The 10,670-nt window shown below is 39.0% G+C and carries 12 protein-coding genes; 2 read left to right on the top strand and 10 right to left on the bottom strand.

All coding sequences use genetic code 11. The features are described from left to right. A partial coding sequence (locus HMPREF0106_RS09245; RefSeq protein WP_009040361.1) for a transposase domain-containing protein occupies positions 1 to 201 on the top strand: 201 nt, incomplete at its 5' end. Positions 202 to 672: 471 nt separating this feature from the next. Here the strand turns inward: HMPREF0106_RS09245 and HMPREF0106_RS09250 are convergent. The 5 genes from HMPREF0106_RS09250 to HMPREF0106_RS09270 all read right to left on the bottom strand — a co-directional run bounded on the left by HMPREF0106_RS09250 (position 673) and on the right by HMPREF0106_RS09270 (position 5,408). Beyond that, entirely contained in the window at positions 673 to 1,512 is an 840-nt protein-coding gene (locus HMPREF0106_RS09250) for a helix-turn-helix domain-containing protein (protein WP_009040360.1), read from the bottom strand. 221 nt (positions 1,513 to 1,733) lie between these two features. Further along, the gene (locus HMPREF0106_RS09255; RefSeq protein ID WP_009040359.1) at positions 1,734 to 2,708 is read right to left on the bottom strand and encodes a fimbrillin family protein; all 975 of its coding nucleotides are present in this window, start codon (positions 2,706 to 2,708) and stop codon (positions 1,734 to 1,736) included. A 52-nt stretch (positions 2,709 to 2,760) separates the two neighbouring features. After that, positions 2,761 to 3,762 (bottom strand): DUF5119 domain-containing protein, encoded by a 1,002-nt coding sequence (locus HMPREF0106_RS09260; RefSeq protein ID WP_229037548.1) that lies wholly within the window; start codon positions 3,760 to 3,762, stop codon positions 2,761 to 2,763. Between the two features lie 9 nt (positions 3,763 to 3,771). After that, positions 3,772 to 5,049: a DUF3575 domain-containing protein gene (locus tag HMPREF0106_RS09265; protein ID WP_009040357.1), complete on the bottom strand. Its 1,278-nt coding sequence runs from the start codon at positions 5,047 to 5,049 to the stop codon at positions 3,772 to 3,774. 68 nt (positions 5,050 to 5,117) lie between these two features. Next, entirely contained in the window at positions 5,118 to 5,408 is a 291-nt protein-coding gene (locus HMPREF0106_RS09270; RefSeq protein ID WP_229093011.1) for a Gfo/Idh/MocA family oxidoreductase, read from the bottom strand. A 10-nt stretch (positions 5,409 to 5,418) separates the two neighbouring features. Between HMPREF0106_RS09270 and HMPREF0106_RS28435 the strand changes: the two genes are divergently transcribed. After that, positions 5,419 to 5,520 carry a hypothetical protein gene (locus HMPREF0106_RS28435; protein WP_373167073.1) on the top strand — a complete coding sequence of 34 codons (102 nt, stop codon included), beginning with the start codon at positions 5,419 to 5,421 and terminating at the stop codon, positions 5,518 to 5,520. A 16-nt stretch (positions 5,521 to 5,536) separates the two neighbouring features. Here HMPREF0106_RS28435 and HMPREF0106_RS09275 read toward each other — a convergent pair whose 3' ends face one another. The 5 genes from HMPREF0106_RS09275 to HMPREF0106_RS09295 form a co-directional block, all read right to left on the bottom strand. After that, positions 5,537 to 5,923 carry a DUF86 domain-containing protein gene (locus HMPREF0106_RS09275; protein ID WP_004317062.1) on the bottom strand — a complete coding sequence of 129 codons (387 nt, stop codon included), beginning with the start codon at positions 5,921 to 5,923 and terminating at the stop codon, positions 5,537 to 5,539. Further along, positions 5,907 to 6,200 (bottom strand): nucleotidyltransferase family protein, encoded by a 294-nt coding sequence (locus HMPREF0106_RS09280; protein ID WP_004298496.1) that lies wholly within the window; start codon positions 6,198 to 6,200, stop codon positions 5,907 to 5,909. Before HMPREF0106_RS09280 ends, HMPREF0106_RS09275 begins: the two co-directional genes overlap by 17 nt. A 215-nt stretch (positions 6,201 to 6,415) precedes the next feature. Continuing rightward, positions 6,416 to 7,702: a hypothetical protein gene (locus HMPREF0106_RS09285; protein WP_009040355.1), complete on the bottom strand. Its 1,287-nt coding sequence runs from the start codon at positions 7,700 to 7,702 to the stop codon at positions 6,416 to 6,418. A gap of 12 nt (positions 7,703 to 7,714) precedes the next feature. After that, positions 7,715 to 9,289, bottom strand: a complete 1,575-nt coding sequence (locus HMPREF0106_RS09290) for a hypothetical protein (protein ID WP_009040354.1) — start codon at positions 9,287 to 9,289, stop codon at positions 7,715 to 7,717. After that, complete coding sequence (locus tag HMPREF0106_RS09295; protein ID WP_009040353.1) at positions 9,286 to 10,293, bottom strand: hypothetical protein; 1,008 nt, start codon at positions 10,291 to 10,293, stop codon at positions 9,286 to 9,288. Before HMPREF0106_RS09295 ends, HMPREF0106_RS09290 begins: the two co-directional genes overlap by 4 nt. Between the last annotated feature and the right edge of the window lie 377 nt (positions 10,294 to 10,670).

Here is a 10,670-nt window from a genome sequence, read left to right as displayed (position 1 = left end):
TCATTGTTCTTCGGCAGCCATAAGGGGGCCGAACGAGGCGCCATACTCTATACGATAGCACTCACTTGTAGGATGCATAAAGTGAATCTATTTGAGTATCTCACGGATGTGATAAACAGAACAGCCGAATGGCAACCGAACACACCAATTGAAAAATACAGGGAACTGCTTCCTGACAGATGGGAAAAGGCTAATGACTAAAAAGGGATCATTAGCCTTTTTATTTTAATACACTATATAGAATCGCGGAGACGCTTACTTACCGCTTTCACCTGTCTTATTAAAATATCCCTTGAGCTAAAACAATTATCATTATAGCTAATCCGGATATGCTTATAGCAAATCCGCTTTCAGGTATTAATGAGTGAACTGTGCGGATGTAATACTTTGGCCGCCAAGTCTTAACACCTTAGTTCTCATGTGTTAATACTTGAGTTGTTGCATCTATATATCTAGCATCTTGGAGCTATATATCCAACACCTTAGAGCTATATATCCAACACCTTGGAGCTATATGTCCAACAGTCGGTATGAATAAACTCAACAGGTGAAACCGGGAAGGTTCAGTTTCGCCTGAATTTCTCCCTTGCTTTCACCCGCTGTTACCTTATTCATCGGCATTTAGAGAATTGGATGAAACCGGTGAACCGCAATTATCTTACATAGTTGCATTTATGAAATGTCTTGCCTACGTAAATTACGTGGAGAGGCACCAAAAGATTTCTTGCAGAAATTAGAAAAATGGGGTAAAGATTCAAAACCATATTTATAGCATATCTCCGAAATGCTATATTCGGAGTTGTTCAAGTCGTCCAGAATGCCCTCTTTACGTCTCGCCAGCATCCATTCATAAACAGGTTCATGAAAGACGTTATTGAAGATACGACGGAATGTACTAAGGGTATATCCACCCAATTGTGCCAGTTCTTCCACTGTCTTTACTTTCTTATAGTTTTGAATAACGAAGTATTGGAAACTATTTACATATTTAGAGAGTGGATGCACCAAGCTCGAAAGATCATAATCGGAATAATAGTATCCCAATACAAACGCCAATTCTTTTCGTTTCAGAGATAGCAAATCCCGACAGACTTTATCCCCTTTCAGATAAGTGATAGACCCATTAAGGAAATATTGCAGTTCTGGAATTATTTTTAATGGAGTATAAATAAGTGGAGGAGATACTTCCTTCATGATATGATTGAAACGGAAATCACAAAACAGTTCGGGCTGGATAAAACGATAATAAATACACTCACATTCAGTCATAGCAAGCATCTCAAACATAGAACCAATAGCCTGAAGGATAAATTCACCTTCCTTAAGCATTGTCCCCGCATATTCCTTACTATTGACCAGTATTTCTCCCTTCATCAAAAAAAGGATAAGATTTTCTTCACACTTTTGAGCCGGTTTATGAAAACCACGCTGATAAATTACATGAGTAATGGCATTGCTCACTGCTTTCGGACATATTTGACAATCCCAAGTTCCTTGACAAATAGATGGCATACGCTGACTGTGTTTGTTTTTGTTTATGCTGCCAGCAAAAATATATGAAATCTTTCATATTGCCATAAAAAAAGGAAGAAAAGTGAAAATAAACCTTTTACTATCACGAACCAATTATAAGACAGCCCATATTATATACAAAAGCAGCACAAAGTGAATACTTCATGCTGCTTTTTATTAATATAATTATTTAACTCTATATGAAAGAACAGTATCTATATTTACTTAAGATCATCCGGTTGAGGCTCCTTATCAGCCCAACCATTGTTTACAACCTCACCTGAAATATTCATGATCTTACCAGGGGTTAAAGCAATAGTGAAAACAATTCTTTGACTCACTTCCCACTGGTCAGTCGGTACATTTACTTCTTTAGGAGCATTATTATACACAATATTCGTTGTCTTATCAGTAGCAGTATATGTAACCTCTATTTTTGCACTATTTGGAGCTTGAGGAATCAACATCAGCACTTTATCATTACCTGTCAATTCGACAGCATCTGCACCATCACCGACAAATGTTGCAGCAGAACTTACCATATCAATCGTATAATCTTTCGTTCCAGTTGTAGACTCCCATGTATTCGTTCCCCATTTATATGTTCCAACATTGTTAATCCCTTTCAGAACTAATTTTGTAACAGTGTAATTAACATTTGAATCACTCCCTTTCAACTTAAATGCAATCTGGGTCAGAGCATGTTTAAATCCTAAAGAAATACCATCCACATTAGTAGTTCCATTACCAGTCTTATCAGCAACCAAAAAATCTGATTGACTAGCAATATCATCATTAACTGTATAAACGATTGTAGGATATCCTTTAGAACTTTCTGGAGCAGTATAAGTAGTCCCTGTTTCTGCTACAGGGCTATATCCAAAGAAAGTTACATTACCTTCGGATGGCCAGTAAAACTTATTGCTATCTTTCTCTGACCATTTTTTGTCTTCTGACTTATTAAAAATTCCTTCAACAAGAGTTTTACTTTCAGTCTCAGTAGTAAATTCACCTGTATGCGCATAGCCATACACTTTAAACTGCTTAAAATTATCAGTAATCATAGCAGTTGCTCTTGTAACAGCAGCTGTACTAAAATTAATTTCGGCTTTCTGTGAAGGGGAGTCAAACTCTTCATTCTGTGAGCAACCTGTAATTGCCAAAGCAGCTGTTACTGCCAATAAAATTTTCTTCATAACTGTATTTTTTAAGTTTATAATATTGTTATATTTTGTTTATAGCATTTATTTAATTCACGGGTAACTCAACATTATCTTCGGGCCCCCATTCATCAACATTGCCGCCCATTCCTCCACCTCCATCAGGATTCGGTGGTGTTTCCGGCTTATCAACCTCAATCTTATCATCAGGCGGTAACTCAATCTCCGGTGGTGGGGTTGGTTTTCCATCTTCCCCTGTTCCAGCATTTTCAAGTGTACCTATTATTTCAGTAACATCAATTGTTGCTTCCTGAACTGTATTATCTGTTTTGATAAATTTCAATATTAATATTATAGCATCTTTCTCACTAGAAGTTTCTCTCTCTGATGTTGACATTCGCGTCGGCATTGTCATTTCCTTTACTTGTTTGAAAGCGGTGAAAGATGCCGTTACCTTATTGTCTCCCTTCCTTACCTCAAAGTAGATAGGTTGTGAGCTACATACTCCACGACCTTTGCCTATACAGTAACAATCGGATAATCCATCAATGCTTCCTACCACTGTTGCAACATACTCCAAACCTTTAGCCTCTACTGCAAAAGAATATTTCTTCACCACAGATTCCAACTTCCAGTCTAAGCGAAGCACTTCTTCACTCTTCTCTATTTTCAGCTCATCTATATTCAACACATACAATGAATCCGGTGACCAAACCATCTTTTCCGTTCCTTCAATCCCTAAACCATTACAGTTTCCCGTATAGGCTTCTATCGTTTCATAAGACTCTTCGCCCCTGATTCGTATAGATTCCGTGTTATAGTTGTAGGCTACTACCGAATACCTCCCCGGAGGAACTTTCATTTCTCCACCTCGTACCGAAAGGTATTTATCTACTTTCCTGCCATCTCCGTTCTTCGGATAAAAAATCACCCGAACTCCCTCCGGCAGTTGATCTGTCACTCCATCCCAATCCAGCTTTATATCTACCCCACTTACGGGATAATCATCCAATATATCGCGACGGCTACATCCAGTTAGCATCAGCAGCGAGGACAAAAGCACAAGAAACCCGTATCTTGTATTTCGCATTACGCCCTCCTATCTCTTTGTTGTTATCAACCATACCAAAGAAACTTTCGCCTTGGTAGGACCAATAAAGTTATAACGCCCACTATTTGTCCATATAATATCTCCCTCATAAGGAGTATATTTTTTATATTCTGTTGTCAAATACCCTATGCCAAGACTGAATTCAAGGGAAAAATGCCGTGCCAATTGCCGTGCATATCCATAAGTCACTCCCGCAGCTCCGTAATACTTACCTTGATAGCCGTCTCCACGCAGCTGGAAGTCATATATCCCGCCTTCAGCATAAAGTCCGATAAAATGTCCGGTCAATCGGTCGCGTTTCTGACGGTTTCCCAGCCAACAACGTCCTTCCATCCCTCCCGAAAGGAGCTGATAGCAGAAATCATGTTTGCTATTCAGCCACCACGGACATTTATATTCAGTATTCAAAGACCACCTCTTGCCTATCGGAATTTCCACTTCTATATTTGGCGCCAATGCCAAATCATATAACAGATTATTCTTCACTGCAAGTACAGTTTGGCTTTTCACCGGCCCTTCTGCCTCCGATATATCGACCTCACAGGCCTGTTTTTCTTCACTTTCTCCCACAGGCTTATCAGGTTGATCTTTCGGAAGCGCCTCTTCCTGCTTTGAAACAAACAACCCGGAGACAGAAGATACCGGTTCAAAAGCCTCTTTACCTAATTTCGAAGTTTCTCCGACAATCGTAATAACCGATCTTCGCAGCTCCGGAAAGATATTGCGAACAATGTATCGGTAAGCAATTCCCCGATTCAATTTTCGCAACAGTTGTTTCCGTTTATTGACATCATTCTTATGATAATCAATCAATATCAGCACTTCTTCCCGATCTGGCAAGTTGGAGTCGGATGCCACCAACTTACGAAACTCCGACCAATCCTCTCCCTCTGAAAAAAAATGAATCTTATCAACACTAACATCCGAATTATACCGTTGTAAGAATTCCTTTATCGAATCATTTCTCCGAGCAGCCAAACTTCTATTATAAGATTCATCACCATCAGGAGAAACAAAAGTTTTCACATTCAGCGCTGTTATATATTTCGTATTCAAATTCCCGAGAAGCAAAGAATATAAAATTGTAATTGCCTGATTATTATCTTTATAACTAAGATCCACTTTCGCTTCATTCGCATCAAAATATATCACTGCCCGCCGGATTGTATCATTCGCAACAGCGAAAAATGGAATCGAAGCATACCCACTTTCTGGAAGGCTTAATAAAGCCATAAGAATAGTCAATATATAGATACCATGGTTCATTGTCGTTCGTTTCTGATGACAAATATAGAAGTTAGAAAACAAACCGAATCATACTTTTAGAACAAAAATCAAGACATGAAAGATTCTGTGAAACGATTGAAACGATTTTGCAAGTTTTGAGAGTTTAAGGTCAATAATAAACAGAAAAAATGTCCTTGGTAACTCATCTGCGTGATAACACCGTACTTCTGTTCCGCCTGCATCAGCAGTTCACATTCATAGGAAGTTCTGACAAACGGCTTTTCCACATACACATGGATGCCAAGCTTCATCGCCTCTATACAAATCGGGAAATAACTATGATCGGGAGTCGCCAGGAATTTTCTACGAGATATTTTATCCCCACCCAAAAATTTCATTAAAGAAATCATGTATCAAAGTGGGTTTATGAATAGATCACATTTCTATAAGGAGTTTACAAAGCGGATGGGAGTGGTACCTAAAGACTACCGTTTGCATAATAAAAAATAGAAAAGCTACAAAGGTCTCATATACTAGCAGCAATATCATTCCTGATCTGCTGAATTGCAAGAAGCAATCCAGGCAGATGCACTTTTACTATTTTAAAAATTTCTTCGGGGTCAATAGATAAATATTCATGAGAAATAATATTGCGCAGTCCAATAATGCTCCTCCATGGAGTACCGGCATAATTTATCAATAATTCATGATTAGTCAGATTATCAATATTCTTAACAGTTTCACCTATGGTTTGCAAACGCATACAAGTTGCATCAAAAATATCCATCTTATCAGGAGAAGCTAAGAAATCATTTACAGAAATGACACTACCACATCTTTCTATAGTTGTATTAATACGTTCTTCTACAAAAAGAAGCATATCCAATATGTCAGCATTAGATATAGATTGCATCTTTCTCTATATGATTGCGAAATAAACTACGCATAATTGCGGTTAAAGACACGACATCCACTTTTGCATTAAAACGCTCTTCTAATGACTCTTTTATTTCCATTCGAGTAAAATAATCCGGATCTTGAAGCTTTACACAAATATCAATATCACTATCCTCTTTCTGCTCACCACGAGCCACAGAACCAAAAAGTCCTAACTTTTCAATTCCATATCTCTCCCCAAATTCTTCCTTAAAATTCCGGAGAATAGCGATTATTTCATCTTTTGTTTTCAACTGACACTATTGTTATAATGCAAATATTAAAATTAATATTGGAATTAGCAAATTCTTAATCATATTTTGTGGTATCACTAATTAAAAAAAGATGCACAGGTCATCAGATTTTCATCGATCCCCTGTACACCTACTACTCTAAATTCTACTTCAAAACATAAATAGCCTAATTATGCTGCCGAATCCATTATTAACAACCATGTTAGTTTTATCCATCAAAAGTACAGGACATAATTACGTAAATAGTTCAGAAGTGCCCAGAACGCCATCATCATTGCCAATACAAACAAAACGACAAGTCCGATTGCCAAAGCAATCCAATGTTGTGAATGATCATCAAAATATTCTTTATGACCATCATTAAACTTGTATATTGTCCGCACTGTCTGCGCTCCTGCCAATAACCCGAACACTCCGGCAAAAATACCATTATGAATGTTTCCACCGCCACGAAGTGCCCGCTTATCAATTAAGAATTGAGGCGTCCTGCTCGCTACCACATACAAACCGGTAGCTATTAAAGTAGAAAACATCATACCGACTCCCATCATCCAATACATCAAGATACCCACAATGACACCTAACCAGATTAATTTCCTGGAACCATCAAAATGACGTTCTTCACCACTATTAATCACATCAGTCAATGAGTTTAAGCGTTCTATGACATCAGCGTCAGTAGGACACATACCGATAACCTGATCAATCAAAAGAACAGATTTCTTAATTTGCTTCATCTTTGTCGGCTTTCTGAATTCATCATCATCTGTTTTTTCAATCACCGTCCAAGTAGCGAATGCCTCATCCATCAGCTTCCACGCCTCCGTTATCTCTTCATCCGTCATTTTCTCCGGCATTCCGGCTGCAAGGCGTTTATTCAACATTCCTTCTACCGTAAAAACCTCTTTATAACGTGCGCCCTTATACCATACAAAAAACATATGCCCCACAATAAATAAAACAACGGCAATATACAAAATCAGTTGGAGAACAGCCAATATCTTTACTCCCAAAGGAACTCCGTCATCCGCCGCAGCATCAGCTATTGCATCAGCTCCACTACCGCTTTTTACAAGTGTCAATCCATTAAAGGCAGCATCTTTTCCGCCTTTATCAAGTCCGGAAAACGACAACTTATCATCTTTATAAACGACTTTGCATTGACCGGAAATCCCGGCATCAACCTCCGGACGTCCGCCTACAAAAGAAAGAGTCAGTTCATTCCCGTTCATACTCTCGACGTAAAACTCATAAGTTGCCATCAAAGATTCCCTTCCACCGGGTTCCAGCATATTCACTTCCATAAATCCATTGCATCTGGCATTCTCATTATAAGGATTCAATTGCCAATTACCATCACAATTCAATGTGAACGCAACCTTTAAATCGCCTTCTTTATTTGCTCCTAGCCAGTCACCGCTAAAAACATCTTCCTGCGCAAATGCAGTCATCGAAATAACCATCATTACAATGGCACACAAATACTTTTTAATATTCTTCATAATATAATAAAATTAATATTTCAACACTTTGGCTGCCACGTTCTTAAATTGCGGCATAGCAAGCCCGATAGAAGCTCCAATATAAGTCGGATCACAAATTATGTACTTCTTTCCGCTTACAGTTATATAATCTCCGTCAATGTTTTCATCAAAACAGACCGCTGTTGCCATGTGATTGGGATATTCCAACAATACAACATCAAGCCCCATAAGAGTACGTACCAAATAAGAGTATAACACAGCACGGTCTTCGCAATCGGAATAAGGATAGTAGAACAGCTCATCCACAAAGAAAGGCTTTTCATAACCAAACTGGTCACCATCTGTCTTATAATCAAAAGCTGTCTGCACGAAATTAATCAGTATATTAGCAGCTTCCGATTGTTTTTTCCCTTGTATGGCAGCTTGCAATGATGGAAGCACCGTCTGTTGTACTTCCTGACTGACAGGAGCTCCCACATAGACAGAAAAGTCACATTGCGGATAATCCTTATAGAAGGAAATAAGTCCCGAATTTACTTTCGAGCAGACTTTGACGGATGGATAAGCTTTCGCTTGCAACGTTTTCTCCACGTAAGTTCCTGAAAAGGGTTGAGGAGCAGTGATATTCATATTTACCGGGTTCTTCGCATTGGCGAAATCACGGTTGTAAGTGTAAATAGAATTAGTTTTATCCGGGGTAGTATCAAACCTGTAATAGTTTACTCCATTCAAAGTTATAAAACAGGTAGCATAAATCATGTTACCCGAAGCATAGAATAAAGTAAGGCGGTTATCCATACGCGCCACCTTAACCCTATATCCCGATTGAGAAAGGAGAAACATTTGCATAAGAGCTATTTCATCGGAATGAGTACTTCCACATAGTTCAGTAGCCACTTTCCTCGTCAACAGCAGATAACCATAGTCATTCAGGGCATTATCCTTTTTAAAAGCCAGACAGTCGTCTATCAAAGGCTGATAGTTGCTACGCGATAACGTCTCCCATCCGGCAGAAATATCTTTCTCTGCAATCCCTTTTAAAGTGAGCCGGTTCTTCAATGAAGCATTGACAACACAATCTTTACTGTAGAACGAAAACTCTACACCGGAAAGTGAGCGTTTGGCTGGAACGGTTTCTTCAGGCTTCACTTCCGGTTTTATTTCAGGGAGCACCGCAAAATCCTTTTCCGGTTCTACAGCCACATCTTTACCTCCCGGTACAACCGGAACCTGTGTTTTCCCCTTTGAAGGAGAAAATGTCGCACTTGGAGTCACTGTCGGAATGGGGAGTCGTGTCACCTCCCCTACTTTAACCTCTTGCGGTTTTGTTGCCGGCTTCTTATGGTCAAAGCTGACCGGTTTTACAGGCTCTGGTCTTTGAGGACGTGCCACCGGCTTCTGCAAGTCATACTTTTTCCAGGTTTCTTTCAGAAATTCGGCAAATTCCTTATTCTGTTCGCTCACAAAATCATCAAACTCTTTATGCTGCTGCTTCACAAAATCGTCAAACTCCTTCATGTCTTTATCTATTTGCGCAAAAAGACTAAACGGTAAACACAATGAAAAAACTACCATAGATAGTATTCGTATCCTATTTTTCCTCATTTCCTTATTATATTTTGTTGTTCTGTTATCTGCCAATCCACATACAGCTTATTATTCCGTATATCTTTGATAAAGGGGGAAATAGACAAGACGGCGACAACCTTCTCCCGATACAAACCACAACCGGAATCAGTGCCGCCATTGAAACGATCGTCCACCTGCTTGACATTTACATTAGAAAACGGATATAACAACAGTGCCTTCACCAAAGAAGACATATAGGCATTCCAAAAGGCATTCCTCATATCCATCTTCTCCAATCCGTCCTGACCTCCAAAACCGGTATCTTCATACCAACAGCCTTCCTGTGAAGAACAAATTTCAACTCCGTTCATATATGAAATTATTTGAGGAGATGACTGTGTTCCCTTAAGCTGAAACCATGACTGGTCTGATTGCTCCCTACAACTACCCGATTCCAACAATAAATTGAATTTCACCTCTTCTTCCTCAACCCTTTCTTTCGTAAACAAAAGCATCAACTCACTAATGGAATGATAAGAAAAATCGCAACTATCATTCGATGGAGTAAAAGATACCTCCAGAAATTTCTCTCCAAATATAGAAGTATATTCATGCTCAATCCGGTAGGAAACATGTTGAACGGGATGTTCGATCACTCCCAGTACAAGCATTTTGTTTCTTTGGTCTTCGTATGTATTACTGGCAGTCTCCATGGTGGAAAAAACGTCCGAGAGAAGTCTCAATTGTACCCCTTGCTGCAATGAATACAGATAAGCCGCTCTTTGCAAAGCAAGCATCCTTGCAGCTTCGGATTTCATACAAGGATCAGATATACCAACTACCCGGCCTTTCCGTTGAGAAGCAAACACCCATTCCGGCAAAGTCTCCCGCTGTCCCGGTCTCCAGTCATAAGATTGGTTATAAACTGTATCAACAGGCATTGCCTGTGAAAACACATCAATACCGGGAGACAAAAGCAACTGGATAATAAAAATAACTACCCAATTATATCTTATATCCGACAAATTAAGCTTCATCATTCAATCTTCAAATAGTTGGGTAGTTATTAAAGAGATCATTACTATCCGCAATGTTTTAAACAAGCTGCTTATTGGGCGTTTTTACTCATTTCTTCTTCAAATACCTTTTTGAACTTTTCATATTCCTAAAATCCGCAACTATCATCCAATACACGATTAAGGGTAGATTTATGAGTCGTTAGTAGCAGCTTTCAGTAAAAAGCAACAGCACAACATCAATATGTAGCCACCATCCCCTTACCCCACGATGCGACTTGAGGTAATACGCAGATTCTAACCGGAAAGAAAGGATTCTTATCCGAATTCTGTTTTGAAAGGTCTTGCATAAGCCCGGTTTTCTGTATAGATATTCAGCACGTATTGCCTTGCTGTCATGA

The sequence above is a fragment of the Bacteroides sp. D22 genome (assembly GCF_000163675.1).
Lineage (GTDB): Bacteria > Bacteroidota > Bacteroidia > Bacteroidales > Bacteroidaceae > Bacteroides > Bacteroides xylanisolvens.
This window is presented reverse-complemented; position numbering and strand designations above follow the sequence as displayed.

Coding starts and splice junctions, on each gene's coding strand:
- HMPREF0106_RS09250 (WP_009040360.1), bottom strand. CDS start 1,512: ATGCCATCTATTTGTCAAGGAACTTGGGATTGTCAAATATGTCCGAAA.
- HMPREF0106_RS09270 (WP_229093011.1), bottom strand. CDS start 5,408: ATGAAATTTTTGGGTGGGGATAAAATATCTCGTAGAAAATTCCTGGCG.
- HMPREF0106_RS09260 (WP_229037548.1), bottom strand. CDS start 3,762: ATGCGAAATACAAGATACGGGTTTCTTGTGCTTTTGTCCTCGCTGCTG.
- HMPREF0106_RS09265 (WP_009040357.1), bottom strand. CDS start 5,049: ATGAACCATGGTATCTATATATTGACTATTCTTATGGCTTTATTAAGC.
- HMPREF0106_RS09295 (WP_009040353.1), bottom strand. CDS start 10,293: ATGATGAAGCTTAATTTGTCGGATATAAGATATAATTGGGTAGTTATT.
- HMPREF0106_RS09285 (WP_009040355.1), bottom strand. CDS start 7,702: ATGAAGAATATTAAAAAGTATTTGTGTGCCATTGTAATGATGGTTATT.
- HMPREF0106_RS09290 (WP_009040354.1), bottom strand. CDS start 9,289: ATGAGGAAAAATAGGATACGAATACTATCTATGGTAGTTTTTTCATTG.
- HMPREF0106_RS09255 (WP_009040359.1), bottom strand. CDS start 2,708: ATGAAGAAAATTTTATTGGCAGTAACAGCTGCTTTGGCAATTACAGGT.
- HMPREF0106_RS09275 (WP_004317062.1), bottom strand. CDS start 5,923: ATGCAATCTATATCTAATGCTGACATATTGGATATGCTTCTTTTTGTA.
- HMPREF0106_RS28435 (WP_373167073.1), top strand. CDS start 5,419: ATGTATCAAAGTGGGTTTATGAATAGATCACATTTCTATAAGGAGTTT.